The sequence below is a fragment of the Thioclava pacifica DSM 10166 genome, assembly GCF_000714535.1.
Classification (GTDB): domain Bacteria; phylum Pseudomonadota; class Alphaproteobacteria; order Rhodobacterales; family Rhodobacteraceae; genus Thioclava; species Thioclava pacifica.
Genome location: NZ_AUND01000040.1, coordinates 41,206 through 67,188, shown reverse-complemented (window position 1 = coordinate 67,188; position 25,983 = coordinate 41,206). Strand labels below are relative to the sequence as shown.

General features: G+C 64.9%; 28 protein-coding genes and 1 riboswitch. Of the genes, 10 read left to right on the top strand and 18 right to left on the bottom strand.

From position 1 onward, the window contains the following. Positions 1–54: 54 nt before the first annotated feature. Positions 55–975 carry an endonuclease/exonuclease/phosphatase family protein gene (locus TP2_RS16240; RefSeq protein WP_038079650.1) on the top strand — a complete coding sequence of 307 codons (921 nt, stop codon included), beginning with the start codon at positions 55–57 and terminating at the stop codon, positions 973–975. 5 nt (positions 976–980) lie between these two features. On the opposite strand, the gene TP2_RS18715 is transcribed toward TP2_RS16240, so the two are convergent. The 6 genes from TP2_RS18715 to TP2_RS16215 all read right to left on the bottom strand — a co-directional run bounded on the left by TP2_RS18715 (position 981) and on the right by TP2_RS16215 (position 5,742). Then, on the bottom strand, positions 981–1,145 hold the full coding sequence (locus tag TP2_RS18715; protein WP_169739551.1) for a hypothetical protein: 165 nt from the start codon (positions 1,143–1,145) through the stop codon (positions 981–983). Further along, positions 1,142–1,645 carry a hypothetical protein gene (locus TP2_RS16235; protein WP_038079649.1) on the bottom strand — a complete coding sequence of 168 codons (504 nt, stop codon included), beginning with the start codon at positions 1,643–1,645 and terminating at the stop codon, positions 1,142–1,144. The genes TP2_RS18715 and TP2_RS16235 overlap by 4 nt, the downstream gene beginning before the upstream one ends. Before the next feature lie 3 nt (positions 1,646–1,648). Beyond that, a complete protein-coding gene (locus TP2_RS16230; RefSeq protein ID WP_157617155.1) occupies positions 1,649–2,923 on the bottom strand; it encodes an agmatinase family protein in 1,275 nt (424 codons plus the stop codon). Positions 2,924–3,026: 103 nt separating this feature from the next. After that, complete coding sequence (locus tag TP2_RS16225; RefSeq protein ID WP_038079648.1) at positions 3,027–3,812, bottom strand: ABC transporter ATP-binding protein; 786 nt, start codon at positions 3,810–3,812, stop codon at positions 3,027–3,029. Then, positions 3,809–4,621 carry an ABC transporter permease gene (locus TP2_RS16220; protein ID WP_038079646.1) on the bottom strand — a complete coding sequence of 271 codons (813 nt, stop codon included), beginning with the start codon at positions 4,619–4,621 and terminating at the stop codon, positions 3,809–3,811. Before TP2_RS16220 ends, TP2_RS16225 begins: the two co-directional genes overlap by 4 nt. A gap of 53 nt (positions 4,622–4,674) precedes the next feature. After that, entirely contained in the window at positions 4,675–5,742 is a 1,068-nt protein-coding gene (locus TP2_RS16215) for a putative urea ABC transporter substrate-binding protein (RefSeq protein WP_038079645.1), read from the bottom strand. Between the two features lie 96 nt (positions 5,743–5,838). Next, a riboswitch (guanidine-I (ykkC/yxkD leader) is annotated at positions 5,839–5,948 on the bottom strand. Positions 5,949–6,317: 369 nt separating this feature from the next. On the opposite strand from TP2_RS16215, the gene TP2_RS16210 reads away from it, so the two are divergent. From TP2_RS16210 to TP2_RS16175, 8 genes are all read left to right on the top strand, one after another. Next, on the top strand, positions 6,318–6,629 hold the full coding sequence (locus TP2_RS16210) for a HypC/HybG/HupF family hydrogenase formation chaperone (protein WP_051692758.1): 312 nt from the start codon (positions 6,318–6,320) through the stop codon (positions 6,627–6,629). 297 nt (positions 6,630–6,926) lie between these two features. Beyond that, positions 6,927–7,445, top strand: a complete 519-nt coding sequence (locus tag TP2_RS16205) for a HyaD/HybD family hydrogenase maturation endopeptidase (RefSeq protein WP_038079644.1) — start codon at positions 6,927–6,929, stop codon at positions 7,443–7,445. Then, a complete protein-coding gene (locus TP2_RS16200; RefSeq protein ID WP_051692757.1) occupies positions 7,442–7,867 on the top strand; it encodes a hydrogenase expression/formation C-terminal domain-containing protein in 426 nt (141 codons plus the stop codon). The genes TP2_RS16205 and TP2_RS16200 overlap by 4 nt, the downstream gene beginning before the upstream one ends. After that, entirely contained in the window at positions 7,864–8,985 is a 1,122-nt protein-coding gene (locus TP2_RS16195; RefSeq protein WP_084714406.1) for a hydrogenase small subunit, read from the top strand. The genes TP2_RS16200 and TP2_RS16195 overlap by 4 nt, the downstream gene beginning before the upstream one ends. Further along, on the top strand, positions 8,985–9,638 hold the full coding sequence (locus TP2_RS16190) for a hypothetical protein (RefSeq protein ID WP_038079641.1): 654 nt from the start codon (positions 8,985–8,987) through the stop codon (positions 9,636–9,638). The genes TP2_RS16195 and TP2_RS16190 overlap by 1 nt, the downstream gene beginning before the upstream one ends. Next, positions 9,635–11,020, top strand: coding sequence for a (Fe-S)-binding protein (locus TP2_RS16185; RefSeq protein WP_038079638.1), 1,386 nt, complete (start codon positions 9,635–9,637; stop codon positions 11,018–11,020). Before TP2_RS16190 ends, TP2_RS16185 begins: the two co-directional genes overlap by 4 nt. Next, on the top strand, positions 11,017–12,741 hold the full coding sequence (locus TP2_RS16180) for a nickel-dependent hydrogenase large subunit (RefSeq protein ID WP_038079635.1): 1,725 nt from the start codon (positions 11,017–11,019) through the stop codon (positions 12,739–12,741). The genes TP2_RS16185 and TP2_RS16180 overlap by 4 nt, the downstream gene beginning before the upstream one ends. Positions 12,742–12,758: 17 nt before the next feature. Then, positions 12,759–13,157 carry an SCP-2 sterol transfer family protein gene (locus TP2_RS16175; protein WP_038079634.1) on the top strand — a complete coding sequence of 133 codons (399 nt, stop codon included), beginning with the start codon at positions 12,759–12,761 and terminating at the stop codon, positions 13,155–13,157. Positions 13,158–13,321: 164 nt separating this feature from the next. Here TP2_RS16175 and TP2_RS16170 read toward each other — a convergent pair whose 3' ends face one another. From TP2_RS16170 to atpD, 11 genes are read right to left on the bottom strand one after another with little or no spacing between them, the layout of a single operon-like run. After that, positions 13,322–14,701 carry an MBL fold metallo-hydrolase gene (locus TP2_RS16170; protein WP_038079633.1) on the bottom strand — a complete coding sequence of 460 codons (1,380 nt, stop codon included), beginning with the start codon at positions 14,699–14,701 and terminating at the stop codon, positions 13,322–13,324. Next, on the bottom strand, positions 14,670–15,674 hold the full coding sequence (locus TP2_RS16165; protein WP_051692755.1) for an LOG family protein: 1,005 nt from the start codon (positions 15,672–15,674) through the stop codon (positions 14,670–14,672). Before TP2_RS16165 ends, TP2_RS16170 begins: the two co-directional genes overlap by 32 nt. A gap of 17 nt (positions 15,675–15,691) precedes the next feature. Continuing rightward, on the bottom strand, positions 15,692–16,540 hold the full coding sequence (locus TP2_RS16160; protein ID WP_038079626.1) for a F0F1 ATP synthase subunit gamma: 849 nt from the start codon (positions 16,538–16,540) through the stop codon (positions 15,692–15,694). Further along, positions 16,537–18,075: a F0F1 ATP synthase subunit alpha gene (locus TP2_RS16155; protein ID WP_038079624.1), complete on the bottom strand. Its 1,539-nt coding sequence runs from the start codon at positions 18,073–18,075 to the stop codon at positions 16,537–16,539. Before TP2_RS16155 ends, TP2_RS16160 begins: the two co-directional genes overlap by 4 nt. Then, positions 18,068–18,802, bottom strand: coding sequence for a F0F1 ATP synthase subunit delta (locus TP2_RS16150; RefSeq protein WP_038079622.1), 735 nt, complete (start codon positions 18,800–18,802; stop codon positions 18,068–18,070). The genes TP2_RS16155 and TP2_RS16150 overlap by 8 nt, the downstream gene beginning before the upstream one ends. A gap of 10 nt (positions 18,803–18,812) precedes the next feature. Continuing rightward, the gene (locus tag TP2_RS16145; protein WP_038079616.1) at positions 18,813–19,061 is read right to left on the bottom strand and encodes a F0F1 ATP synthase subunit C; all 249 of its coding nucleotides are present in this window, start codon (positions 19,059–19,061) and stop codon (positions 18,813–18,815) included. Further along, positions 19,058–19,765 (bottom strand): F0F1 ATP synthase subunit A, encoded by a 708-nt coding sequence (locus TP2_RS16140; protein WP_240473780.1) that lies wholly within the window; start codon positions 19,763–19,765, stop codon positions 19,058–19,060. The genes TP2_RS16145 and TP2_RS16140 overlap by 4 nt, the downstream gene beginning before the upstream one ends. After that, positions 19,765–20,034, bottom strand: coding sequence for an N-ATPase subunit AtpR (locus tag TP2_RS16135; RefSeq protein WP_038079612.1), 270 nt, complete (start codon positions 20,032–20,034; stop codon positions 19,765–19,767). Before TP2_RS16135 ends, TP2_RS16140 begins: the two co-directional genes overlap by 1 nt. Further along, positions 20,031–20,315, bottom strand: a complete 285-nt coding sequence (locus TP2_RS16130; RefSeq protein ID WP_038079804.1) for an AtpZ/AtpI family protein — start codon at positions 20,313–20,315, stop codon at positions 20,031–20,033. Before TP2_RS16130 ends, TP2_RS16135 begins: the two co-directional genes overlap by 4 nt. Continuing rightward, positions 20,305–20,781, bottom strand: a complete 477-nt coding sequence (locus TP2_RS16125; RefSeq protein WP_038079611.1) for a F0F1 ATP synthase subunit epsilon — start codon at positions 20,779–20,781, stop codon at positions 20,305–20,307. Before TP2_RS16125 ends, TP2_RS16130 begins: the two co-directional genes overlap by 11 nt. Then, positions 20,778–22,235 (bottom strand): F0F1 ATP synthase subunit beta, encoded by a 1,458-nt coding sequence (gene atpD, locus TP2_RS16120; protein ID WP_051692753.1) that lies wholly within the window; start codon positions 22,233–22,235, stop codon positions 20,778–20,780. Before atpD ends, TP2_RS16125 begins: the two co-directional genes overlap by 4 nt. Before the next feature lie 246 nt (positions 22,236–22,481). Between atpD and ppsA the strand changes: the two genes are divergently transcribed. Further along, positions 22,482–24,875 (top strand): phosphoenolpyruvate synthase, encoded by a 2,394-nt coding sequence (gene ppsA, locus TP2_RS16115; protein ID WP_038079610.1) that lies wholly within the window; start codon positions 22,482–22,484, stop codon positions 24,873–24,875. Between the two features lie 67 nt (positions 24,876–24,942). Here ppsA and TP2_RS16110 read toward each other — a convergent pair whose 3' ends face one another. Next, positions 24,943–25,983 (bottom strand): sugar-transfer associated ATP-grasp domain-containing protein, encoded by a 1,041-nt coding sequence (locus tag TP2_RS16110; protein ID WP_038079609.1) that lies wholly within the window; start codon positions 25,981–25,983, stop codon positions 24,943–24,945.

Sequence of the window (25,983 nt, the reverse complement as noted above, 5' to 3'; positions counted from 1 at the left end):
CGCGTGATTTCGCGCTACCCCTTTGCGCCTCGCCCGTGCGATGCTCGCCTCAAGATGCGGATCGCGAGCCTCAACACCCAGAACATGCGCCTGCTGCCGAGCCGGGAAGTGGGGCGGTTACATGGCGCCTGGGACAGCGACGATCCCGAAGATCCGAGCCTAGACCGGATCGACCGGCGGCTGACCGCGGACCTGCTGCGTGAAACCGATGCCGATCTGATCGCGCTTCAGGAGGTGTTCGATCTGGCCACGCTCGAGCATTTCCACGCGCGGTATCTGCTTCCCAGCGGCGCGCGCCCTTACGCCCACCGGGTCTGCCTGCCTGGCAATGACGGGCGCGGGCTCGACGTGGCGATCCTGTCGCGCAGGGCGTTGGGAGAGGTGCGCAGCCATGCCACGCTCACCCCGGGCGATCTGGGGCTGAGCCTGCCCGAGGGCGTCGATCCCGAGATGCCGGTCTTCCGGCGCGATTGCCTGATGGCAGAGGTCGGCGCGCTGACGCTGTTCGTGATGCATTTCAAATCGCCCTATCCCGACGAGGCGGCGTCCTGGCGCACCCGGAACCTCGAGGCGCAGGCCGCGCGCGCGCTGATCGAGCGGCATTTCGAGGCCCCTGCAAGCGCGCTCTGGCTGATCCTGGGCGATCTCAACGAGCCCGACGATCCGCACCTGTCCTTGCCGCGTGCGACCGCACCGCTCGAACACGGGTTCAGTGTGGATCTGATGGCGCGCATGCCGCGCCCGGAGCGCTGGACCTATTTCGACCCGCATTCGGGCCGCTATCATTGCCCCGATGCGATGCTGGCCTCACCCGCACTGGCCGCACGTTACCCCGATGCGGTCCCGCGCATCCTGCGCAAGGGGCTGGGCGAAGAAGCCGCGCGCTTTGCGGGCGCGCGGCTGGAAGGTGTGGGCTTTCACAGACCCCATGCAAGCGACCATGCCGCCGTGGTGATCGACCTGCCGGGCCTATGACAGGCTCAGCGCCGCAGCTTCATCACCACGACCAGCCCCCAGACGGCCGCCGCGATCAGCGCGAGCGCGAGGACGTTCTCGAAGCCATGCGGATGCATGTGCACCCCGTCATGGGCCAGCGCGGGGCCAGCGGCGAGCATCGCGAGGAGGGCGAAAAACAGCGGTTTCATTGGTCGATCTCTTTCTTGCGTTGGGTCAGGAAGTCGCGGATATCAAGGACGGATTTCTCGTCCATCGACACATAGATCAGCGACATGTTGGTGCGTTCGCGGACCATCTCGCCCGGGAACGGAAGGTAGGACAGCTCGCGCGATCCGAAGGAGGGTGAGGCGGTGCCCACCTGCCATTCGGTCTTGAGCTCCACATCCACGAGCTTGAGCGATTTCGGCCCCGTGGCCGAGGGGCGTTCGAAGGGCACACCGGCAAGCTTGAGATAGCTCGTCTTGTCGGCCGCCTGCACGAAACCGTCGATGAACTGGGTGGCCAGAACCTGCAGGTCGGCCGCCTCGTCCTCGTGATGCATGTGGCTGTGCAGGTGCTCCCCATGGGCGTGGTTATGGCCATGGCCGTGAGCCGCGTGGTCATGGGAGTGCCCGTGCGAATGTCCGTGCGAATGCCCGTGGTCGTTATGGTGGTGATGGTGGCCATGCGGCCCGTGATCATGCGGCATGGCTTAGCCCACCTTATGGGGATCGGGGTTGGACCAGCGCTTGCCTTCGAACTCGCCATGCGGGATCGAGACCGGCTTGTCGATGTGCTTTTTATGCGCTCCAAGCTTGCCGTTCGACACGAGCGCGCCGAGCACATCCACGATCACGCGGGTGCCCATGAGCGCGGTGATGTCGGAAGTGTCATAAGGCGGCGCGACCTCGACCAGCTCCATCCCGCAGATGCCTTCGGCGGCGATACCCGAGGCCAGCGCCAGCGCCTCGCGCGGCAGGAAGCCGCCCGGCTCGGGCCAGCCGGTGCCAGGCACGAAGCCGCAGTCGATGGAGTCGATATCGAAGGACATATAGACCATATCGACCCCGTCCCAGGCCATCTCGAGCGCCATCTCGATCGTCTTGTCGATGCCCATCTTCTCCATGTCGCCCATGGTGATGATGTTGGTCTCACGCTCGCGCGCGACCTTCACTGCCTCGCGCGGGACCTGCCAGCCGCCGATGCCGATCTGCACGAGGTTCTTCGCGGGCACGTTCGGCAGGTTGGTCGAGTGGAACCACGGGGTCGTGTGCATCCGCTCGTCGAGGTCTTTTTCCTGAATGTCGGCATGGCGGTCGAAATGGACGATGCCGATCTTCTTCGAGGTGCATTCGGCGATGCCGCGCACACAAGGGAAGCCGATCGAGTGGTCGCCGCCGATCATGATCGGGAGCGAACCCGACGAGAAGACGTGGGACACCGCGCGGCTGATCTGGTCGAAGCTCTTCTCGATATTCGCGGGGATGGTGAACACGTCACCCGCGTCACACAGCGTCATCTGCTCGCGCAGGTCGACGCCGATCTCGTAGTTGTAAGGCGTGTAGAGCGCCGAGATCTTGCGCACGCCCTGCGGCCCGAAACGGGTGCCCGCGCGATAGGTGGTGCCGCCGTCGAAGGGGATGCCCAGCACGGTCGCGTCGTAATGGGCGACCTCCAGCACGTCCTCGGTATAGGGCGCTTTCAGGAAGGTGTTGATGCCCGCGTAATGGGGGAGTTCCCCACGCGCGAAGGTCGGGATCGACTTGTCGTCGATGCTGTCCGCGCCGGTCAGCCCCATGCGCAGCGCCCAGGCGCGTTCCTCGGCCCAGCGGCCCTCGGGCAGCTCGGCCTCCTTGCGCATCGCCTTCCAGCCCGCGAGCTTCGTCAGGTCCGGGTGGTGCTGGCGGCGCGCGCGCTGGACGCGCGCCGAAATGGCCGCTTGCGGATGATGCGGGCGCGAGCGCCCGCCTGGCAGATCATGGAACATCTCTGTCTCCAATCTATCGAAGCCCCTCGTCGGGGCAGGCTTTCTGGACCTTGGCGGCGGCCCGCGCGCGGGGCCCAGCGGCGCGCGCGGTGAAACTTGGGCCTCAGGCGGGCGGCGGGGTCGCGGCGGCGGCCAGAGACGGGATCTTGTCTAGGATGTGCTGATACGGAATGCCGTGATCGCGGGCGTCGAAATCATAGGTGATCGTCGCGCCGTAGCGTTCGGGATAGTCCGGGTCCCAGCGGGTCTTGTCGAACACGAGAACGCGGTCGCCCAGCTTGAAGCCCTCGCCCAGATCATGCGTGACCATGAAGACGGTCATGCTGGTCTCGGCGCGCAACTGCGTCAGGAAGTCATGCATCGAAAGCCGCGTGCCCGGATCGAGCGCGCCGAAGGGCTCGTCGAGCAGCAGGATACGGGGCCGCGCATGCAGCGCCTGCCCGATGGCGAGGCGTTGCTGCATCCCGCCCGAAAGCGTCGAGGGGTAATTGCCCGCGACATGCGCCAGCCCGATGCGTTCGAGCACCTCATCGGCCCGCGCACGCGCCTCGCGCAGCTTCGCGCCGCGAAACCAGCCCCAGCCTTTCGGGAAGCTCTCGGCGGCGACGATATTGTCGCGTACGGTCATATGCGGGAAGACCGAGTATTTCTGGAACACCACGCCACGCTCGCGCCCCGGCTCGCGCGCAGGTTTGCCGCCATCGACGGTGATGCGGCCGCGCGTGGGCGTCTCGTCAGCCAAGAGCAATCGCAGGAAGGTGGATTTGCCGCAGCCCGAGGCGCCGACGATCGAGACGAACTCGCCCTCGGCCACGTCGAGATTGACGCGCTCGATGATCGGGCGGCCATCGTATTCCTGAAACACATCGCGGACGGTGACGAAGCTCATAGCCCACCTCCCAGCCAGGGGAAGGCTTTGCGCGACAGCGTCTTAAGCGCGAAGTCGATCAGGAAGGCAAGCAGCGTGATCCAGATGACATAGGTCAGGATGATATCCATCGCGAGATAGCGCCGCACGAGGAAGATCCGGTAGCCAAGACCCACCTCGGCCGCGACCGCCTCGGCGGCGATGAGAAACAGCCAGGCCGCGCCGAGCGACAACCTTATCCCCGCGATCAGGCGCGGCAGGATCTGCGGCAGCACGACGCGCAGCGCGATGACCCAAGTGGAGGCCCCGAGTGTCTGCGCCTTCACGATCTCTTCGTGGGGAATGTCGAGCACCCGCTGCGAGAGGTCGCGGATCAGGAAGGGGGTGATGCCGATCACGATCAGCACGACTTTCGAGATCTCGCCCAGCCCGAAGACGATGAACAGGATCGGCAGCAACGCCAGCGGCGGCACCATCGAGAGCACCGCGACGAAGCTCGACAGCCCCCGCCGAACGTAAGGCAAAAGCCCGATCCCCACGCCCACCGTCAGCGAGATCAGCGCCCCGATCCCGACACCAAGCGCCAGACGCCGCAGGCTTGCCCATGTGTCCGCCCAGAGCAGGATCTCGCCCGTGCGCTTGTTGGGCTCGGTGAAGAGCCCGGCGGCGGTGTTCAGGATCGTCGCGGGCGCGGGCAGGAGCTTGTCCTGCGGGTTCGCCGCAAGCCGGATTTCCGAGCCGATCCAATAGGCGATCAGCACCGCCACGAAGGGGAGCGCGGCAAGCAGGACACCTGCGGGTCGGGTGGGATGGCGGTTGAGTAGGCGCATGGGCGACCCCGTGCTGTCGGAAAAGGCCCGGCCCGAAGGCCGGGCAAGTCAGCTCAGAGTTTGCCGTCGGCAGCCATCTGCATGTAGGTCGTGTCGAAGCGGAACTTCACATTCGCCGGATCGCCGGTGACCTTGCCGTCGGGATATTCGACACCCACGAAATCGGCCGAGGGCGCATCGACGCCGAGGATCCCCTTGTCGAAGAGGAAATTCGCCACCATCGTCATCGTCTCGGGCATCTCGGCGCTTTCCGCCTGAGCGACCGCCTTGGCCGGATCGTAGAACATCGCCGTCGCGGCGAGCTGGGATTTGTAGCCCTCCAGATCGGTGCCCGCGGCCTCGGCCATCGCGCTCAGAGCTTCTTCATCGCCCGCGGCCATCTTCGCCATCACCTCATACCAGGCCCCGGCCACGGCCTTGCCGAACTCGGGGTTATCCTTGAGGGTCTCGGTATTGACCACCATCAGGTCGAGGATCTCGCCCGGGATCTGCGAGCTGTCGAACAGTTTCATCGCATCCGGGTTCGTGTCGAGGATTTCCGACACCAGCGGGTTCCAGGTCACCACGGTCGAGACGTCCGGGGTGGCGAAGGCCGCGATCATGTCGGCATCCGAGGTGTTCACGACACCGGCCAGATCCTTCTCGGCCAGCCCGGCTTTATCGAGCGCGCGCGCCAGCAGGTAATGCGACACCGACAGCTCGACAAGGTTGACCTTCGTGCCCTTCAGCTCCTCGACCGTTTTCGCGGTCTTCGAGATGATCGCGTCATTGCCGTCGGAATAGTCGCCCACGATCAGCGCAGTCGTATCCACGCCGCCGCCCGAGGGGATCGAAAGCGTGTCCATATTGGTCGCCGAGACGCCATCGAAGGCGCCCGCCGTATATTGGTTGATCGATTCCACATAGTCGTTGATCTGCACGATATCGACGGTGATGCCGTATTTTTCGGCCCATTTGTCCATGATCCCCGAGCTCTCCAGATAGCCCCAGGGCATCCAGCCGGCATAGATCGACCAGGCGAGTTTGAAGTCGGTTTTCTTCTCAGCCATCGCGGGCGAGAGGGAGGCGGCGAGAACGCCCAAGCTGAGGGCCGTGGCGGACAGGAATTTCGTTCTGGTCATGGTCTTCCCCGTTGGCATGCGTCCCGCCGTGCTATGGCGTAGAGGCCGACCCGCTGGCGGAACAAGAGATTAGGCGCGGGTCAGACCTGCGCAGTAATCTCCCGGGATTTTGGCCCGCCGTGTGCCCTGTGCGGAATTTGCCGCAAGGGTGGCACTTCTCGGACCAGACCTGCCATGTCGGCAACGGAACCCTAAGCGCCCTGCCCGTTCATGAAAGCCCGCGTCTGCGCGCTTCTCAAAGCAGGGCGTTAACCTTTTGCCCATCGAGACTCGGCTTGCCTAAAAAACACTCACCTTTTCGGGAACGATGATCGCGGAAGTGACTCTGTGGCAGGCGATTTCGACGGTTTTTCGCGATTTGCGCGCTTCACGCTGTGCTCCGCAAGCCGCCCGCCGTCAGCCAAAAAACCAGTCTGAACTCGGATTTTTCGGTAGATCCGAACGCGCGTGTTTCGCCCTTGGGTCGGCTGCGACATCACGATTCCCCACGCCCTCTTGCGCGATACGCCCATGCGCCTATCCTCGGACGCTGTCGTCAAACCGTAGTGACGGCCACGAACCGACGGAGCAATCCCATGTGTCTCGCCCATCCGATGAAGGTGCTCTCGCTCGAGGGTCCGAGCAGTGCGATCTGCGACCACGCGGGCAAGGCGCAGCGCGTGGATATCGCGTTCATCGACGAGCTTGCACCGGGCGACTGGGTGACCGTGCATCTGGGCATCGCGCGCGAGAAGGTCTCGGAGGCCGATGCGCGCCAGATCACCGATGCGCTCAGCGCGCTCGACATGGTGCGCCGCGGTGAGACCGATATCGACCATCTTTTCGCCGATCTGGTCGATCGTGAACCGCCGCGCCCGCCGGTGTCGGGTCCGCGCGACGAATCATGATTTGCACCGATCTCGCCGGGCGATGAACACCGGCCCCGAGCGCGATCGGAAACACGGTTTCCACCTGCCTCCAAGATCGAAAACAGAGCTTCCGGAAATCTGCCGCTTGCGCGCCCCACGCATGTGAAAAATGTAATTATTTTCGTATTTATATTCAGTGAGTTAATCTTATTTTTCAATTTAAGACATAGGTCAAAATCGGTCCATTCCGGGAATTTGTCTTAACGCAAAGAAGCCTTCGCGATCTTGTCGAAACATTCCTCCATTGGAATGTGATCAAGCCGAAGGGACCCCTTCATGCGAGACGCGCGCAGCCCCTCAGATCTGACGATCCTCGCCATGGGCGTTGGCAACACGCTGTTGACCGATGAGGCCGCCGGCCCCCGTGCCGTGGCCATGTTCGAGACCCGTCACGGTGATCTTCCCGGCGTCACCTTCATCGACGCGGGCACGCTCTCCTTCACGCTGGCCGAGGAAATCGGCGCAGCGGATGCGCTGATCATCTTCGACGCGGCGCGGCTGGGCGAGGCGCCCGGCACGGTGCGGCTGCTTGAAGGTCAGGAAATGGACGATTTCGTGCGGACCGGGAAACTCACCGTGCACGAGGTCGGCATCACCGACCTGCTCGATATGGCGCGGATGACCGGCGACCTGCCCCGCTATCGCGCGCTTGTCGCAATCGAGCCGCTCGAGATCGGCTGGGGACTGGAGCTGAGCCCCCCCGTCGCCGCAGCGATGGAGCGCGCCGCTCAGACCGCTTTCGAGGTCGCCAGCCGCTGGATCGCCCAAGCCCAGACCGAGGAGATCGAGGCATGACCGAAGATGGCCTGACCCTGAAGGATTTCATGCCCAAGAGCGCGACCGGCAACGTGCCGCTGCTCCTGCACGAGATCCGACATGCCCTGCGCAAGCTTGCCGAGACCGGCGAAAGAACGGTTATCGACCTTGGCGGTATCCCGATGTTTGGCACCGAGATTGAGGAGTTCGACCGCATGCTCGGGCGCGGTGAGGTCAGCGCCACGATCGAAGCGGGCGGCCCCACCGAGATCTGGGAGACCGAATTTCCCGGTGTCTGGCGGGTCATTCACCGCACCGCCGAGGGGCTCACCCTCGCGCGCCAGATCGAGATCGCGACGGTCCCCGACATTCTCGCCGCTCAGCCCTCCGACATCGCCGCAGGGCTGGCGCGGCTGAGCACCCGACTTGCCTATGAATACGACCAGGAGGACGCCAAATGACGACACGGCACGTACCCTTGGGCGAACGCATGCAGGCCCGCGGCATCTCCCGGCGCAGCTTCATGAAGTTCTGTGCGACGACCGCCTCCCTGCTCGCGCTTCCGCCCGCCCTTGCCCCGAAGATTGCACAGGCGCTCGAGGCGCAGCACCGCCCTTCGGTGATCTGGCTGTCCTTCCAGGAATGCACCGGCTGTGCCGAGAGCTTCCTGCGTTCGAACACGCCCTCGGTCGAAAGCCTCATCTTCGATACGATCTCGCTCGACTACCAGCACACGCTGATGGCGGCCTCTGGCCATGCGGCCGAGGAGGCCCGCGAAGAGGCGATGAAGGCGAACTGGGGCAAATATATCGTGGTGGTCGACGGCTCGATCCCGACGGGGGACATGGGCTATTCGACAACCGCGGGCGAGAGCAATATCGACACGCTCAAGCATGTAGCCGAAGGCGCGGCAGCGATCGTGTGTCTGGGCACCTGCTCGGCCTATGGCGGCATCCCGCTGGCCGATCCCAACCCGACCGGCGCGGTGTCGGTGCAGGACGTGATCACCGACAAGCCGATCATCAACGTGCCCGGCTGCCCGCCGATCCCCGCGGTAATGACCTCGGTGCTGGTGCAGTTCATCGCCTTCGGCGCGTTGCCCGAGCTCGATCACCTGAACCGGCCCAAGGTCTTCTACGGCCAGAACATCCACGACCGCTGCTATCGCCGCCCCTTCTACGAGCGCGGCCAGTTCGCCGAGAGCTTCGACGACGAGGGCGCACGCGAGGGCTGGTGTCTCTACAAGCTCGGCTGCAAGGGCCCGACCACCTACAACGCCTGCGCCGTGCTGAAATGGAATGAGGGCACCTCCTTCCCGATCGAGGCGGGCCATGGCTGCCTGGGCTGCTCGGAGCCGAATTTTTGGGACAAGGGCAGCTTCTACGCGCCGCTCGCCACCGCCACCCATCTCGACACGACCGAGCTCGCCGTCGGCGCGCTCGCGGGTGCCGCGGTGGGACTGGGCGCAGGCTATGCCGGCCGCGCGGTTCAGAAACGCAACAAGCAGGGCCCGTTCGAGGCCCAGCCCGGCGTGCAACCTACCGCCCAACCCGATCCCGCCGAAAAGGAGAAAAGCTGATGAGTTTGCTTGATTTCGCGCGCGGCCCCGCGCTGCAATGGGCCGGGATCATCTTCGTTCTGGGCATGGTGTGGCGCACCCTTGGCATCTTCATGCTGATGCGCTCGAGCCCGCTTTCCGCCAATCGCGACAATCACCTCTTCGAGCATGGCGTGCGCACCGTCTGGTCGCGCTTCGTCCCTGCGCCGGTCTTCGAGAAGAAAGTCTCGTTCCAATATGTCGCGGGCTGGATCTGGCATCTCGGCTTCCTCGTCGTGCTGCTGTTCTACAAGGTGCATGTGATGTTCTTCGAGGGGCTGCTGGGCTTTGGCTGGCCCGCGCTGCCAAACTCGATCGTGCTCGCCATCGCGGGCGTCACGCTGGGGGTTCTGCTGTGGCTTCTGGGCCGGCGCATCTTCAATCCGGTGCTGCGCTACATCTCGACCTTCAACGACTACTCGAGCGTGATCATCACGACCCTGCCCATCCTCACCGGGCTCCTGACCTTCACTCATTTCGGCATCGCCTATGAGACGCTACTGGCCATCCACATGCTCTCGATCGCGCTGCTGCTGGTCTGGTTCCCGTTCTCGAAACTGTTCCACGTCATCACGCTGCTTCCGTCCCGCTATGTACTGGGCGTGAAGTTCTGGCGCCGGGGGGTTCAAGCATGACCGAAGTTGTCACCAAAGAAGAGCTCGACGAAGCCTTCGCCATGTTTTACGGCATGGCCGCCTCGATCAAGGATCTGGTCAGCGAGCCGGTGGAGGTCTCCGACGAGGAGCGCGTCGCCGCCGCCAAGCGGGTCTTTCTCAAGGGGATCGACGCCAATCTCGCCACCCAGCTCGAAGCCTGCGTCCATTGCGGCGCCTGCGCTCAGGCCTGCCAGTTCTATCTCGGGACGGAAGATCCGAAATACACGCCGATCCACAAGCTCGACCTGATGAAGCGCGTCTATGACCGCGAGATGTCGCCGCTGAGCTGGATCAAGAAGCATGTGCTCAAGGATATCACCGCCGACGATCTGCGCGCCCAGCAGGAGCTGGTCTATGACGCCTGCACGATGTGCGGCCGGTGCAACATGGTCTGCCCTGCCGGGATCAATATCGCTGATCTCGTCGCGCTCAACCGCTCGGCGCTCTCGGCCGCACGGCTGATGCCCGACGAGCTGCGCTACATGCAGGAGGCACAGGCCGAGGATGGCACGATCTTCGGCGCCGACGAGGATCTGTTCATGTTCCGCGTGCAGGATCTTCAGGACAAGCTCGGATTCGAGATCCCGGTCGACAAACCCAAAGCGGAAGTGCTGCTTCTGACGTCGGGGCTCGACATCCACCTCTTCCGCGATGCCACGGGTGGCGCGATCGAGACGCTGCATCACATGGGCATCGATTACACGCTGCGCACCGATGCCTATGAGGGCGCGAATTTCGGGCTGCTCGCGGGCCATGAGCCGACCAAGAAGATGCTCACCGAGAAGCTGACCAAGGTCGCCATCGAGATCGGTGCGAAGATCGTGATTGTGCCCGAATGCGGCCATTCCTTCCCCGCGATGCGCTGGGGGGCCGCGGAGTCGGTGGGCCATTCGGTGCCCTTCACCGCGATGACCGTGTCGGAATATTTCGGCAAGGCGGTGATGGAGGGGCGGCTCAAACTCGAGAAGTCGAAGGAAAAACGCGTCGTGGCGCTGCATGACCCCTGCAAGGTCGGGCGTGGCGGCGGCGTCTTCGAGGAACCCCGCGCGATCCTCGAAGCGATCGGCTGGGAACTGCACGAGACGGAGTCAAACCGCGCCTATAATTTCTGCTGCGGCGGCGGCGCAGGCAACTTCCTGATCGAGCGGGCCGACAAGCTCAAGCGCGCCGGCTACCGCATCAAGATGGCCGAGATCGAGAAGACCGAGGCCCAGAGCCTCGTCGTTTCCTGCGGCTCGTGCCGGATGAATTTCGAGGTCGGCAAGGTCAAGGCGGGCGACACGCTACCCGTCGAAAGCCTCGCCGCGATCATCGCGGCGCATCTGCCGAAAAAAGAGAAAGCTGAAGGAGAGGCGGCATGAGCGAGCGCATCGTTGTAGATCCGATCACCCGGATCGAAGGGCATCTGCGCATCGAGGCGCAGATGGACGGCGACAAGATCGCCAGCGCCTATTCCTCGGGCACCTCGGTGCGCGGCATCGAGATCATCCTCAAGGGCCGCGACCCGCGCGATGCCTGGGCTTTCGCCCAGCGTATCTGCGGCGTGTGCACGCTGGTGCATGGCATGGCCTCGATCCGCTCGGTCGAGGACGCGCTCGATTACGAGATCCCGCCCAATGCCCAGCTGATCCGCAACCTGATGATCGGCGCGCAATACGTGCATGACCACGTGATGCACTTCTATCACCTGCACGCGCTCGACTGGGTCGACGTGGTCTCGGCGCTCGATGCCGATCCGAAGGCGACCTCCGAACTCGCGCAGTCGATCTCGAAATACGGGCAGTCCTCGCCAGGGTATTTCGCCGACATGAAAGCCAAACTGAAGACCTTCGTCGACAGCGGCCAGATCGGGATCTTCGCCAATGGCTATTGGGGACATCCGGGCTACAAGCTGCCGCCCGAGGCGAACCTGATGGCGGTGGCGCATTACTTCGAGGCGCTCAAATGGCAGCGCGAGATCGCCAAGCTGCACGCGATCTTCGGGGGCAAGAACCCGCATCCGAATTTCGTGGTGGGCGGCGTCCCCTCGCCGATCGACCTCAACTCCGACAGCGCGATCAATGCCGACAAGCTGAGCCGGGTGAAGTCGATCCTCGACATGGCGCAGGATTTCGTCACCAATGTCTACTTGCCCGACACGCTCGCCATCGCAAGCTTCTATCCCGACTGGTGGAAGCGCGGCGAGGGTCTGGGCAACTTCATGACTTATGGCGATTTTCCCGCCTCCGGCATGGGCAGCGATGCGACGACGAACCTCGTGCCCGCTGGCGTGATCCTCGACCGTGACCTCTCGACGATCCATCCGATCGACCTCGACGCGCCCGATCAGATCGAGGAATTTGTCGCCCATTCCTGGTATGACTACGAAGGCGGCAAGGAGAAAGGGCTACACCCCTACGCGGGCGAAACCGCGCTCAACTATACCGGCCCCAAGCCGCCCTACACGCAGCTTGATGTCGAGGGCTCCTATTCCTGGATCAAGTCGCCGCGCTGGAAGGGCAAGCCGGTCGAGGTGGGCCCGCTCGCCCGCGTGCTGATGATGTATGCCAGTGGCCAGCCGCAGGCCAAGGAACTGGTCGACGGTGCGCTCGGCACGCTTGGGCTGCCGCTCGAGGCGCTCTATTCGACGATGGGCCGGGTCGCGGCGCGTACTCTCGAGACCAAGATCATCGCCGATGCGATGCTGGGCTGGTACGACAACCTGATCTCGAACATCAAGGCGGGCGACACCAAGACCTTCAACGAGGCCAAATGGGACCCCTCGAGCTGGCCCAAGCGGGCGCAAGGCGTGGGCTACATGGAAGCCCCGCGCGGCGGGCTTGGCCACTGGATCGTCATCGAGGACGGCAAGATCGCCAATTACCAGGCCGTGGTGCCCTCGACCTGGAATGCCGGCCCGCGCGATGCGGAAGGGCAGTCGGGCGCCTATGAGGCAGCGCTTCAGGACAATCACGTGATGGCAAATCCCGATCAGCCGCTCGAGATCCTGCGCACGATCCACAGTTTCGACCCCTGCCTCGCCTGCGCGGTCCATGTGATGGACCCCGATGGCTCCGAGCGGGTGCAGGTCAAGATCTCCTGAGAGGAAGGACAAAAACGATGAGCGAACTTTTCTCACCCGAATGGATGGCCGGTTTCGCCGAGAACTGGAATGCCGATCCCGAACTGTCAGGCGCGCTGGCCGAGATCGGATTCAACTCCACCATCGCCTATGGGTACGCGGGCGATCCCGCGCCCAAGGGCGTGCTGGTGGTGGAAAACGGCAAGGCGGTGTCCTCGGGCGCCTATGACGGGCAATCCGTGAACTGGGATATCCGCGCCTCGAGCGACACCTGGGACAAGTGGCTTTCCAAGCCGCCGAACATGATGACGCTGGGCGTAGGCTACACGACCGGCAAGCTGAAATTCGAGGTCGGGGACTACTCGGCGATGATCAAGGATCCGCGCATGGCGGGGCCCTTCATCAAGAGTTTCGCCGCGATGTCCAAGGTCGCCTGACCCGATCACGTTTGACTGCGCCCGCATCGCCGTCCGGCGTGCGGGCGCCTTTTTTACTGCGACAGGTCGCGCGAGCCTGACCGGTCGCGGATCATGCCGCCCCTTACGACCGCCCCGAGGGCTGCGGCAGACGGCCGACCAATCGGCGTGAAAGCCCCCTCCCCCTAGAGCTCGAAACTCTCACCGGGTTTCGGCATTTCTACCCGCTCGGACCCGATCGCCTTGGCGAAACTCTCCATCGCGCGGGTCTCGCCATGCACGAGAAAGACCTTGGAAGGATGTCCCGTGCGGCCCAACCACTCGATCAGGTCGTCACGATCGGCATGGGCGGAAAAGCCGTTGATCGTATGGATCTGCGCCTGCACCGGGATCTCTGCCCCGAAGAGCTTCACATGTTTCGCCCCGTCGATGATGATCCGCGCCAGTGTCCCCTCGGCCGCATAGCCCACGAAGATCACGCTCGCATCGCGCCGCGCGAGGTTGTGGCGCAGGTGGTGGCGCACGCGCCCGCCCGTGCACATGCCCGAACCCGCCATGATCACCGCGCCCGCACGGATCTCGTTGAGCGCCATCGACTCCTGTGTCTCGCGGGTCATGTGCAACTCGGGCAACTGGAAGGGATCGCGACCGTGGGCGATCATCTTCGCCAGCTCCGGTCGCAACGCCTCTTCATGGCGCGCGAAGATCCGTGTGGCCGAGATTGCCATCGGTGAATCAAGGAAGACCTTGAGCGACTTGCGGATCTCGCCCGCCTCCATCCCTTCGCGCAGGAACCACAGGATTTCCTGCGCCCGTTCGAGCGCGAAAGTGGGGATGATCACATTGCCGCCGCGACGCTCAGTGGCGATGATCGCTTGGGTAAACTCGTCGACCGAGGCTTCAAGGCTGCGATGGGTGCGGTCGCCATAGGTCGTCTCCATCACCACGACATCGACGCCGGCGGGCGGATCAAAATCGTTGAGGAGCGGCCGTCCCAATGGGCCGAGATCGCCGGAGAAGAGCACCCGCCGGGTCTTTCCATCCTCGCTCAGGGTCAGCTCGATCGAGGCAGAGCCGAGGATATGGCCTGCCTCGTGATAGGTGGCGGTGATGCCGGGAAAGAGTTCGATCGGCTTGCGATACTGCGCATTGCGCCCGAACCGATCCACCGCGTCGAGCGCATCCATCTCGTCGTAGAGCGCCTCATGCGATCCGCCCCGGCGGCCGTGGCGATGGTGATGGCGCTCCTCCTCCATCTGGAGATGCGCCGCGTCGAGCATCACCAGCCGCGCCAGATCGCGCGTGGCCGAGGTCGCGATGATCTCGCCCTTGAACCCGCGCTTGACCAGAAGCGGAAGACGCCCGCAATGGTCGAGATGGGCATGGGTCAACAGCACCGCGTCGATCTGCGCGGGCTCGAATCCGAACTTGGCCGCATTGGCGTCGGTCAGCTCCGCCCGGCCCTGAAACATGCCGCAATCGATCAGGATGCGCTTGCCGCAGCACTCGACCAGATGGCACGAGCCGGTCACCTCATGTGCGGCACCGTGAAATGAAATCCTCATAGTCCTCTCCTCCCCCTTCTGTCTCAACGATTTCGCGGCCGAGGCGTCCATACCAGCGTCCGATATCCTCCCAGATCTCCTGCGCGCTCTCGGCATACCAGAACAGCTCGCGATCCTCGGGGTCGATCACCCCTTCGGCCACGAGGAAATCCGGATCGAAGGCGCGCTGCCAATACTCCCGACCCACGAGGATCACCGGCACGGGGCGGATCTTGCGGGTCTGGATCAGAGTGAGCGTCTCGAACAGCTCATCGAGCGTGCCATAACCGCCCGGAAAGACCACCAGCGCCCGCGCGCGCATCAGGAAATGCAGCTTGCGCAGCGCGAAGTAGCGAAAGCGGAAGCACAGCCCAGGCGTGATGTAAGGGTTCGGGAACTGCTCGTGCGGCAGCGTGATGTTGAGCCCGATGGTCTTCGCGCCCGCCTCATAGGCCCCGCGATTGGCGGCCTCCATCATCCCCGGCCCGCCGCCCGTGACGATCACGAGGCGATTGTCCTCATGGCCTTCCTTCGCTCCCACGATCCGCCCGAATTCCCGCGCAACCTCGTAGTAGCGGCTCTTTTCGACGATCCGCGCGGCGATCGCCACCCGCGCGCGCAGCGTCTTGTCTTCGGGGTGGGCCGCGGCCTGTGCCGTGATCTCGGCGAGACGCTCCTGAGCGACGGCGGGCTCGGGGATGCGGGTGCCGCCGAAGACCACGATGGAATGGGCGATGCCGTGTTCGTTGAGCAGCGTCTCGGCCTTCTGGTAGTCCATCTGAAGCCGCGTGCCGCGCATGTCGTCGCGGTTGAGAAATCCCAGATCGGCATCGGCCTCGAGATAGTTTGGATGCGCCATGATCTCGCGCAGCAGATCGGGGGCGCGCACATCCTCCTGATCGGTTTTCGGCTGGCTCCAGGGCAGCTCGATCGCGCGCTCGATATCGGGCGCGGGTTCGGGCTTGTCGAGATCGGATAGCGGGTCGGTTGCCATGGGCATTCCTCGCAGGCTCAGGACTGGGTGAGGCTTGCCGTGGCAAGCTCGACGATTTCCTCGGTGATTTCCTCCTGACGCAGACGGCGCGCGCCACGCACCATCTCATCGAGCGTGTCCGAGGTGTTTTCCTGCGCCGCGATCATGGCGCGCATCCGCGCCTCGTTCTCGGCGGCGAAGGACAGGATCACCGCTTCGCTGATCTCGGCGAAGACATGTTCTTCGATCAGGCTTTGCAGGAGGTGTTCGGGAGGCAGCGTCATCAGGGGCGCGATCCGCGTCTTGGGTGGCGGGAAGCGCGTAAAGTCAAAGGGCATCAGGGCCTTGGTCTCGACCCGGACCGGCTCGGCGCCGTCGGGGCTGGCATGGACAAGCGTGACGCGGGTGATGCCCGCGCCCGCGATCCGTGCGAAGATCGCATCGGTGATCCGGGTGGCGAGCCCCGCGGCCTGCATCGGATGGGCAATCATCGGCACGGACCAGTCGACATGCAGCCCGCGCTCCGCCGCGACCAGAAGCCCGCGATCCCCGACAAGAAACAGCTCCCCCCCATCCACAAGCTGCGCCTGCGCCACGTCGAAAAGCTTTTCGGAGAAGCTGCCCGCAAACCCCTGCTCGGCGGCGAACAGCAAGAGCAGCGACCGCTCCTCCCGCGGCGGGTCAATGCTGCCGCCTTGCAAATCGAGCCCCACCAGCACCTCGGAGATCGCCGCGCCGATCGTGGCGGCGAAGGTGCGGATGCTCTCGAGATGCTGATGGGCCTCCTGCACCCGCGAGGCCGCGATCCCGCGCATCGCCGAGATCACCGTCTCGAGCTTGTGGACCGTCTCGATCCGTTCGCGCAGTTCCGCGGCCCGTCCGCTCATGACGCGCCCTCCGTGTCGCTTGCGGGCGCCAGATCCTCGGCCAGCGTCTTGAGCGCCGCGACGAGCGCCGCGCGGGTCTCGTCGCTCAGCTCGCCACTCTGCGCGAGCTCCGCCACCGCCTCCCCCGCATGGGCATCGAGCCATCCCGCGAGACGCGCGCGCAGATCGGGGATGATCGAAACCGGGAAGCCGTCGAGCACCCCATCGGCCAGCGCGGCAAGCAAGGCCACCTGATCGGCCAGTCGCAACCCGGAATAGCGCGGCTGGGCCAGAAGCGCGCGGATCCGCTCTCCCCGAGCGATCTGCGCCTTCACCCGCGCATTCGAGATGCCACCGAAACGGGTGAACATCTCAAGCTCCTGAAATTGCGCGTAATCGAGACGCACCCGCCCCGAGACCGTCCGCAGCGCGGGTTTCTGCGCCTTGCCGCCGACCCGGCTCACCGAGAGCCCGACATCGACGGCCGGCCGGTGATTGGCCGAGAAGAGATGCGTGTCGAGCACGATCTGCCCGTCGGTGATCGAGATCAGGTTGGTCGGAATATAGGCCGAGAGGTTGCCCGCATCTGTCTGCGCGATCGGCAGCGCGGTAAGCGAGCCGCCGCCCAGCTCGGGCGAGAGTTTCGCGGCGCGCTCCAGAAGCCGCGCATGCAGGTAGAACACATCGCCCGGATAGGCCTCGCGCCCGGGCGGCTCGCGCGTGAGCAACGCGAGTTCCCGGTGCGTCGCGGCATGCAAGGTCAGATCGTCGATCACGATCAGCGCATCCTGCCCCTTGTCACGGAAATACTCGGCCATCGTCATGCCCGCGAAAGGGGCGATCCATTGCAGCCCCGGCGGGGCCGCGGCGCTGCCCACGACGAAAATGCACCGTTCGGGCGCGCCATGCTCGCGCACCGCCGCCACGACCCGCTCGACCGCCGTGGCGCGCTGGCCGACCGCGACATAGACGCAGATCACGTCGGAATTCTTCTGGTTGATGATCGCATCGACCGCGAGCGAGGTCTTGCCCGTGGAGCGATCGCCCACGATCAGCTCGCGCTGACCACGCCCCAGCGCGAAGAGACTGTCGACCACCAGAAGCCCGGTCTCGAGCGGGGCCGAGACCAGATCGCGCTCGATGATCGCGGGCGCCGGGCGCTCGACCGGCATCCGCTCGGTCGTCTCGGGCATCGGGCCGTTATCGAGCGGGCGGCCAAGCGGGTCGATGACCCGCCCCAGAAGCGCCTCGCCCACCGGCACGCGCAGCACATCGCCCGTATCCGTGACACGCTCCCCCACGCTGACCGAGGTCGCGGCATCCAGAAACACCGCGTCGATCGCCTCGCGCCCGAGACTGTGGGCAAAGGCATAGCCGCCGCCCTCAAAGCGCAGCAGCGCGCCCAGTGGCGCTTCGGGCAGGCCCGCAACCTGTGCGATCCCATCGGCCAGATGGGTGATGCGCCCAACCGCCTCCGCCTCGGGGGCAAGCTTGGTCTTTGCCAGACGCGCGCGGCGGGTTTCGAGCCAATCGGGGGGCAAAGCGCGATCAGTCATCTTGCGTCACCTCCGCCGTGATCCGGTCGAGATCGGCGCGGAGGTGATTGCGCACAACCGCCGTCGCCGCATCAAGTTCGAGCCCTGCCAGAAGGCTTTCATCGACGCTGGTATCCACTGTGACCGGACCTCCCAGCGCCTCGGACAGCTGCGCCTCGATCCGGGTCGTTTCCTCCGCACTCGGCGCACGTGCTGCACGCAGCGCCAGCTTTCCTTGCGCAAGAAGCGCCTCGCGGGTCGGCTCTGGCAATTTGCGCACCGCCTCGATGAGCCCGGGCAGGAACCCCTCCAGACGGGCACTGTCGGGCAGGCGCGAGAGGAGCCGCGCGGCAATATCGCTTGCAAGGACGCCCGCCTCGCGGGCCATCTGCGCCTGTGCCGCCTCACGCTCCTTGGCGATCTCGGCCTCGGTCTGCGCCCGGAGTGCCGCAACCTCGTTATGAGCCTTCGTCAGGAGCCGTGCGCTTTCCTGTTTCGCCGCCTCCTGCGCCTGCGAAAGTTGTGCGACGCGCGCGCTTGCCTGCTCGGCGGCTTCCGATTTCGCCTGCGCGTTTGCAGCCTCGGCCTCGGCCTGCGCGGCCTTCGCAGCGTCCAGCGCAGATTGCGCCGCCGCCTGCCGTTCGGCGATGATCCGGCTCACCGGGCGGAACAGGAACCGCGCCAGCAGCCAGACGAGGACAACGACGTTGATCGTCTGAAGTCCCAATGTCCACCAATCGATGGTCATCGGCGCCCGCTCAGACGAAGGGGTTGGCGAAGAGAACGAGCAGCGCGATCACCAGCGTGTAGATCGCCATCGTCTCGATCATCGCAAGACCCACGAAGAGGGTCCGGCTGATCGTGCCAGCGGCTTCGGGTTGGCGGGCGATCGCATCCATCGCGGCAGCGACCGCACGGCCTTCGCCCAGTGCGGGCCCGATGGCGCCGAAACTCACCGCGATCGCGGCGGCGAGGATCGAGACGATTTCGACGAGATTTCCAGTCATGGTTGGTGGGTCTCCTTGTCGGATGGGTCAGAGGGCGCCCGCGCGGGCTCGTCGCCCACGGCTGCGCCGATGAAGACGGTGGCGAGCACCGCGAAGATATAGGCCTGCACCGTTCCGGTCAGCAGATCGAGCGCCATCAGCGGGATCGGCACGAAGAGCCCCGCAAGCGAGAGCACGATCCCCACGACGAAGACCCCGCTCATCACATTGCCGAAGAGGCGCACCATGAGCGAGAAGGTCCGGGTTATCTGCTCGACGACGTTGAGCGGGATCATCACCCAGCTCGGCTCTGCGAAAGTCGCGAGATAGCCCTTCAGGCCGCGTTGCGCGATGCCGAAGGAAATGGTCGCGGCAAAGACCACGACGGCAAGCGCGGCATCGGTTTCGAGATGCGCGGTCGGCGGTTCGACACCGGGGATCAGCGAGGACCAGTTCGCCGCGAGCACGAAGAGGAAAATCGTCCCGATCAGCGCGCGATAGGGTCCGGGCGCACGGTTCATCGTGTCCTGAATCTGCGCCTCGATCGTGGTGACGAACAGCTCCAGCACGGTCTGCGTTTTCGACGGCTTGAGGCTGAGATTGCGCGTGAGCAGGATCGAGCCAAGCGTGAGGCTCACGATCAGCACCCAGCTGATCACAACCGGCGATGTGATCGGCACCGGACCCAGATGAAACAGCGGTTCGAGCGTCAGTGGATTGTCCATCACGCCTCCTTCCCGGCCAGCCGCAATACGACCACGCGCGCGAGGATCAGGCCAAGCGCGCCTGCCAGCAGCGGCAGCGCCCCGGCCTTGGCCAACCAGACCATCATCACCACGAGGATCGCGAGACGGATCAGTTGCAGCGCGATCGGCCAGGCAACCGAGCCACCCAGATACAGTGCCGCCACCCGTTTGAGCGAAAGGAAATGCACCAGCCCGACGGCGAAACCGAGCAGCAGGGCAAGAGCGGCGATGGCGAAGGGCGAACTCATTGATGATGCATCCATTTCCAAGCCGCGTGCAGCCCGATGGCCGCACCGAGGAAGATCGCCGGCGCGGTAAAGAATATCCCGGTCCCCCAGAACCGGTCGGCCAGCCGCCCGAGCACGATCCCGAGCAGCATGGGCGTCACGATCGCCCAGCCGAGGATACCGATCTGGCCGAGCCGCGAGCCGAGAGAGGGTTCGGGCGTCTCGATCCCCATCTTCTCGCGCGCCTCGGCGCGGCGGGTGGCCTCCTCGACCGGATCTTTGCTCTTGCGCTCACCAGCCATCGCCATCGCCCTCCGCGCCAAGGCCGATCGCCGGCGGATGATCGAGGGCGCCGGGACGTGCGGGCCGCAGGAAGCGCATCATCTGGCGCACGGCCTGGGCATGGAGGCGCAGATGTTCGACCCGGGCGCGGCGATCCTCATCGGTCGCCTCCTTGCGCAAGTCGCGCAGCTCGGCCCGAAGCGCCTCGAGATCCGCTCCGAGGATCCCTTCGCGGCAGGCGACCGCAACATTTGTGCCACCGGTGACCGTCATCAACCCCGCCCGGATCGCACAAAACCGCGGCGCCGCATCGGCACTCTCGCGCCAGCGCAGCACCGAGGGCGGCAACACGGTCAGGAAATCGGTATGGCCGGGCAGGATGCCGAAGCTGCCGCTTGCATCCTCGGCCCGGATCGCGACCACGGGCAGATCCTTGACGAGAACCTCCATCGGGGTCGAGACCGTCAGATGCAAAGCGCCGCTCATGCCGCCGCCTCCGCCTTGCGCGCGGTCTCTTCCTTCGCGCGCGCCTCCTCGAAATCGCCCACCATGTAAAGCGAGCCCTCGTCCCAATCATCCGCCTCGCCCGCGAGGATCGCACGACAGCCGTTGATCGTATCTTCCAATGCAACCGAGCGTCCTTCGATCCCGGTAAACGCCTCGGTCACGGTGAAGGGCTGGGTCAGGAAGCGTTGCAGGCGGCGGGCGCGCTCGACCATGCGCCGGTCGTCGCGGCCCAGCTCTTCCATGCCCAGAAGCGAGATCACATCCTGCAATTCGCGATAATGCTCGATCGCCCGGCGCACCTCGGTCGCCACATCGACATGGTCCTGCCCGAGCACGAGCGGATCGAGCAGAACCGAGGAGGACGCGATCGGGTCGACCGCCGGATACATCCCGTCCGCCGCCATCGCGCGCGAGAGCACGACCATCGAATCCACATGGCCCGCGATCGCCATCACCGCCGGGTCGGTAAAGTCATCGGCCGGTACATAGACCGCCTCGATCGCCGTCACCGAGGCATCGCCCACCGAGGCGATCCGCTCCTGCAACTGCGCCACTTCGGTGGCAAGCGTCGGTTGATAGCCCACCCGGCTCGGCAGGCGCCCCAGAAGCCCCGAAACCTCGGAGCCCGCCTGCACGAACCGGAACACGTTATCCATCAGCAACAGCACGTTGCGATGATCCACGTCGCGGAAATGCTCGGCGATGGTGAGCGCGGTCATCGGCACCCGCCAGCGCGCGCCGGGAGGCTCGTTCATCTGGCCATAGACCAGCACCGTGCGGTCGAGCACCTTGGCCTGCGTCATCTCCAGAAGCATCTCGTGGCCCTCGCGCGAGCGCTCGCCGATGCCGGAAAAGACCGAGATCCCGTTATAGCCCGCGACCATGGCGTGGATCAGCTCCATCACCAGAACGGTCTTGCCCACGCCCGCACCGCCGAACATCGCGGCCTTGCCGCCTTGCGCCAGCGGCGTGAGCAGGTCGATCACCTTGATCCCGGTGCGGAAGATCTCGGCCCGCCCGCCCCTGGTGCGCAGCGGCGGGGGCGCGCGGTGAATCGGGCTCAGCGGCACATCTGCGGGCAAGGGACCGCCCTTGTCGCCGGGCGTGCCGGTCACGTCGAGCAACCGCCCCATCACCGCATCGCCCACCGGAACCGCGATCGGCCCGCCAAGCGGTTCGGCCCGCGCGCCACGGCGCAGCCCGTTGGTATTCTGCAAGGCGATGGTGCGCAGGCTTTGCGCGTCGAGTTGCGCCTGGACCTCGAGAAGAACCGGCGCGCCGTCGCCGCGCTCAACCCGCAAAGCGTCATTGATCGCGGGCAAGGGCCCGGAGGAGAAAAACACATCGACCACTGCCCCGCGCACGGCGATCACTTCCCCCGCCGCCTGCGCAGGCGCGGTTCCTTCCACCTTCGCCTCTGGCCTCTCCGTCATCAGTTTCACTCCGCTCTCAGGCTTCGTGGCAATACACCAGAGGATTGCAGCATTTTACATGATCTCTGACAAGGTCGGCCCGAATTTCGCGAAAGGCCTCAAAGATTTGCCCTTGTTTTCAGACCTTCCCGCCCACCCCGCACATCACGATTGAGTGACCTGTCATGCGCCGTTGTATTGACCCGGATCATTGCGGAGCGCCCGCGCGGGCGTACCCTGCCCGCCAACGGGAGAGGAGAAACGACAATGGCAAAAGCTGTGACCGATGCACGTCTGATCTGGTTCGAAGAGCTGCGTCGCACCGATGTCGCCAAGGTGGGCGGCAAGAACGCCTCGCTGGGCGAGATGGTGCAGGAGCTTGGCAAAAAGGGCATCCGCGTGCCGCCCGGCTTCGCGACCACCGCCGATGCCTATCGCGAATTCCTGACCGAGAACGATTTCGGCGCGCGCCTGAAAGCCGCGCTCGACAAGATGGCCGATGGGCGCGCGAGCCTGTCGGAAACCGGAAGCACGATCCGGGCGACGCTTGTCTCCGGGCACTGGCCCGAAGCCCTCGAGGCCGAGATCCGCGCCGCCTATCGCGAACTGGCGAAACGCACCGGGCGCAAGGATCCGGCGGTTGCGGTGCGCTCCTCGGCCACCGCCGAAGACCTGCCCGATGCGAGCTTCGCGGGCCAACAGGAGACTTTCCTCAATGTGGTGGGCGAAGAGGCGCTGCTCACAGCCTGCCGGCGTTGCTACGCCTCGCTCTTCACCGACCGCGCGATCACCTATCGTAACCTGCGCGGCTATGATCATCTCGAAGTGGCGCTCTCGATCGGGGTGCAGCTGATGGTGCGCTCGGATCTCGCCGGTTCAGGGGTGATGTTCTCGCTCGACACCGAAAGCGGCTTTGACAAGGTCGTGCTGATCAATGCCGCCTGGGGTCTGGGCGAGAACGTCGTGCAAGGGGCGGTGAGCCCCGATGAATACCAGGTCTACAAGCCCTTCCTCGACCGCCCCGAGACCGCGCCGATCCTGCACAAGGGGCTCGGAGAAAAAGCGATCAAGATGATCTACGGGCGTGAAGGCCAGCCCGCGACGCGCAACGTGCCGACCTCGAAGGCCGAGCGCGAGAGTTTCGTGCTCAGCGATCCCGAGATACTCGAACTGGCGCAGATGGCGCGGGTGATCGAGGATCATTACGGCTGCCCGATGGATATGGAATGGGCGCGCGATGGCGAAGATGGCAAGCTCTACATCGTGCAGGCGCGCCCCGAAACGGTGCAGTCGCGCGCAGGCGCCGGAGCGATGAAAAGCTACACGCTCGGCCATCGCGGAAAGCTGCTCGCGACCGGGCTCAGCGTCGGCGGCGCGGTGGCGACCGGCGAGGTCTGCATCATCGAGAGCGCTGCGCATATCGACCGCTTCGTCGACGGCGCGGTGCTGGTTACCTCGAACACGGACCCCGACTGGGTGCCAATCATGAAACGCGCCTCGGCCATCGTGACCGATCATGGCGGGCGCACCTCGCATGCCGCGATCATCAGCCGGGAACTCGGCGTGCCCGCGATCGTCGGCACCGGCAACGCGACCCATGTGCTGCACGATCACCAGATGGTCACCGTCTCCTGCGCCGAGGGTGAGGATGGCGCGATCTACGAGGGCAAGGCCGAGGTCACGGTCGAGGAACTGCATCTCGATGCCGTGCCGCAGACCAGTACCAAGGTCATGCTCAACCTCGCCAATCCGTCGGCCGCGATGCGCTGGTGGCGTCTGCCCGCTGATGGTGTGGGGCTCGCGCGGATGGAGTTCGTGGTCTCCAACGAGGTGAAGGTGCATCCCCTTGCGCTGACCCGTTACGAACAGGTGCAAAGCGCGGAGGATCGCGAGGCCATCGACGCGCTCACGAGCGGCTATGCCGAGCGCGAAGCCTATTTCGTCGAGAAGCTCGCGATGGGTCTCTCCCGGATTGCCGCGATCTGGTATCCGAACCCGGTCATCATCCGGATGAGCGACTTCAAGACCAACGAATATGCCGATCTGCTGGGCGGGCGCGGCTTCGAGCCTGCCGAGGAAAACCCGATGATCGGCTTCCGTGGCGCCTCGCGCTACTACTCCGAGGCCTATCGCGACGGGTTCGCGCTCGAATGTCGCGCGATCCGGCGGCTGCGCGAAGAGATCGGCTTCGACAATGTCATCGTGATGATCCCCTTCTGCCGCACGCTTGGAGAGGCCGATCATGTGCTCGAAGTCATGCAGGAGAACGGGCTCAAACGCGGGGTGAACGGCTTGCAGGTCTATGTGATGGCCGAGATCCCCTCGAATGTGATCAGCGCGGAAGGGTTCGCCGAGCGTTTCGACGGCTTCTCGATCGGCTCGAACGACCTGACACAGCTCACGCTTGGGATCGACCGCGACTCCGAGGCCTTGGCGCCGCTTTTCAGCGAACGCGATCCGGCGGTGATCTGGATGATCGAGACGCTGATCACGAAAGCCCATGCGGCGGGGCGCAAGGTCGGGCTTTGCGGTCAGGCACCGAGCAACGATCCGGGCTTTGCCGAGCTTCTGGTGAAAGCGGGGATCGACACGATCTCGGTGACCCCTGACAGCTACCTTGCGGTGAAGGCAACCGTGGCAAAGGCGGAAGCGAAGGGATGAGCGCTGCTTGGCGCGTGCAGTGCTCCTGATAAAAGATCGGCCTTGGTCGAGGCGAAGGCGTGACCTCTCACGCCAGCCCCGGCCAGCCCAACCCCTGAAAACACGGACCCTGCGTGGCTTCAGCGAAGCTGATCACCCCACCCTCCCATTCCAGCAGCCGCACGCGTTCCGCCTCGTCGATTGCGAAATCCCAGCAGATGAAGCGGGCCAATGGCAATTGGCGATGGAGTTCGAGCGCGGTCGCCACCGCCTCCGTAATGGCTGGCACGCGATTGCCCGCGAAGCGGTCCGCGCCTTGCGCCCCCGTAGCAGGCCGCCAATCGGCGTGGAACCCTTCGGGTGCGAGCTCTCCACTCTCCCAATCCACCGCCACGCGCAGTTGATCGCGCGCAAGCACATGGGCCTGCCCCGGCTGCCCGATCTTCAGATAGCTTGCCCGGATCTGTGGCGCGCCGATCTCTCCAAGGACCGTCGCGATGCGCAACGTGGCCAGCGCGGGCGTGCCGAAGCGTGCGAGTTCCGGATGCGGGCGCAGCAGCGTCTGAAACACCCCGTTGCCGAGCCCGTTCAGCGTCGCAAGGTCGAGATCCCGGGTCGCCACGCTCTGCACCCCCTTGCCGAAGGCGGAATGGTCGGCCTTGAAGACGAGCATCTCGCCGCTCGCCCGGAGCCGCTCTAGGGCCTCGGATGGCGCGATCGCCACCTGCTGCGGGGTCAGGATGCGCCCGTTGAGAAGATACAGTAGATCGCAGATCGCGGGGCTGTCGAAGAAGATCGGATTGGTCGCCTGCACACGGCAGAGGTGATGGGCGATCCCGTTGACCTGCGGCATCAGGCTCTCGGCATAGAAGCTCTCGGGCAGCCAGCCATCCTGATACCCTCCGCGCGCGGCGGCATAGAGCATCAGCCAGGGCGCGTGACGTTCGTGTCCGAAGCTCTGCTTCGCTGCCTCACGCGCACGCTGGCGGGTCGCCTCGGTAATCTTGCGCCCATGCGCCTCGAGCACGCGCAATCCCGCTTCGGCTTCGCGACGTTTGCGCCAGCGCAATTCATTGAGCTTGAGCGATGCGATCGTGGCCTTGGCCACGGTTTTCAGCCCTGCCCGCAT

Excerpts from the sequence above, each read along its gene's own strand:
- TP2_RS16140 (WP_240473780.1), bottom strand. The coding sequence starts at position 19,765 with ATGGACAATCCACTGACGCTCGAACCGCTGTTTCATCTGGGTCCGGTG.
- TP2_RS16155 (WP_038079624.1), bottom strand. The coding sequence starts at position 18,075 with ATGACTGATCGCGCTTTGCCCCCCGATTGGCTCGAAACCCGCCGCGCG.
- TP2_RS16170 (WP_038079633.1), bottom strand. The coding sequence starts at position 14,701 with ATGAGGATTTCATTTCACGGTGCCGCACATGAGGTGACCGGCTCGTGC.
- TP2_RS16135 (WP_038079612.1), bottom strand. The coding sequence starts at position 20,034 with ATGAGTTCGCCCTTCGCCATCGCCGCTCTTGCCCTGCTGCTCGGTTTC.
- TP2_RS16130 (WP_038079804.1), bottom strand. The coding sequence starts at position 20,315 with ATGGCTGGTGAGCGCAAGAGCAAAGATCCGGTCGAGGAGGCCACCCGC.
- TP2_RS16210 (WP_051692758.1), top strand. The coding sequence starts at position 6,318 with ATGTGTCTCGCCCATCCGATGAAGGTGCTCTCGCTCGAGGGTCCGAGC.
- TP2_RS16205 (WP_038079644.1), top strand. The coding sequence starts at position 6,927 with ATGCGAGACGCGCGCAGCCCCTCAGATCTGACGATCCTCGCCATGGGC.
- TP2_RS16215 (WP_038079645.1), bottom strand. The coding sequence starts at position 5,742 with ATGACCAGAACGAAATTCCTGTCCGCCACGGCCCTCAGCTTGGGCGTT.
- TP2_RS16200 (WP_051692757.1), top strand. The coding sequence starts at position 7,442 with ATGACCGAAGATGGCCTGACCCTGAAGGATTTCATGCCCAAGAGCGCG.
- TP2_RS16230 (WP_157617155.1), bottom strand. The coding sequence starts at position 2,923 with ATGTTCCATGATCTGCCAGGCGGGCGCTCGCGCCCGCATCATCCGCAA.
- TP2_RS16180 (WP_038079635.1), top strand. The coding sequence starts at position 11,017 with ATGAGCGAGCGCATCGTTGTAGATCCGATCACCCGGATCGAAGGGCAT.
- TP2_RS16240 (WP_038079650.1), top strand. The coding sequence starts at position 55 with ATGCGGATCGCGAGCCTCAACACCCAGAACATGCGCCTGCTGCCGAGC.
- ppsA (WP_038079610.1), top strand. The coding sequence starts at position 22,482 with ATGGCAAAAGCTGTGACCGATGCACGTCTGATCTGGTTCGAAGAGCTG.
- TP2_RS18715 (WP_169739551.1), bottom strand. The coding sequence starts at position 1,145 with ATGAAACCGCTGTTTTTCGCCCTCCTCGCGATGCTCGCCGCTGGCCCC.
- TP2_RS16190 (WP_038079641.1), top strand. The coding sequence starts at position 8,985 with ATGAGTTTGCTTGATTTCGCGCGCGGCCCCGCGCTGCAATGGGCCGGG.
- TP2_RS16185 (WP_038079638.1), top strand. The coding sequence starts at position 9,635 with ATGACCGAAGTTGTCACCAAAGAAGAGCTCGACGAAGCCTTCGCCATG.
- TP2_RS16110 (WP_038079609.1), bottom strand. The coding sequence starts at position 25,983 with ATGCGGGCAGGGCTGAAAACCGTGGCCAAGGCCACGATCGCATCGCTC.
- TP2_RS16150 (WP_038079622.1), bottom strand. The coding sequence starts at position 18,802 with ATGACCATCGATTGGTGGACATTGGGACTTCAGACGATCAACGTCGTT.
- TP2_RS16145 (WP_038079616.1), bottom strand. The coding sequence starts at position 19,061 with ATGACTGGAAATCTCGTCGAAATCGTCTCGATCCTCGCCGCCGCGATC.
- TP2_RS16195 (WP_084714406.1), top strand. The coding sequence starts at position 7,864 with ATGACGACACGGCACGTACCCTTGGGCGAACGCATGCAGGCCCGCGGC.
- TP2_RS16235 (WP_038079649.1), bottom strand. The coding sequence starts at position 1,645 with ATGCCGCATGATCACGGGCCGCATGGCCACCATCACCACCATAACGAC.
- TP2_RS16225 (WP_038079648.1), bottom strand. The coding sequence starts at position 3,812 with ATGAGCTTCGTCACCGTCCGCGATGTGTTTCAGGAATACGATGGCCGC.
- atpD (WP_051692753.1), bottom strand. The coding sequence starts at position 22,235 with ATGACGGAGAGGCCAGAGGCGAAGGTGGAAGGAACCGCGCCTGCGCAG.
- TP2_RS16125 (WP_038079611.1), bottom strand. The coding sequence starts at position 20,781 with ATGAGCGGCGCTTTGCATCTGACGGTCTCGACCCCGATGGAGGTTCTC.
- TP2_RS16175 (WP_038079634.1), top strand. The coding sequence starts at position 12,759 with ATGAGCGAACTTTTCTCACCCGAATGGATGGCCGGTTTCGCCGAGAAC.
- TP2_RS16165 (WP_051692755.1), bottom strand. The coding sequence starts at position 15,674 with ATGGCAACCGACCCGCTATCCGATCTCGACAAGCCCGAACCCGCGCCC.
- TP2_RS16160 (WP_038079626.1), bottom strand. The coding sequence starts at position 16,540 with ATGAGCGGACGGGCCGCGGAACTGCGCGAACGGATCGAGACGGTCCAC.
- TP2_RS16220 (WP_038079646.1), bottom strand. The coding sequence starts at position 4,621 with ATGCGCCTACTCAACCGCCATCCCACCCGACCCGCAGGTGTCCTGCTT.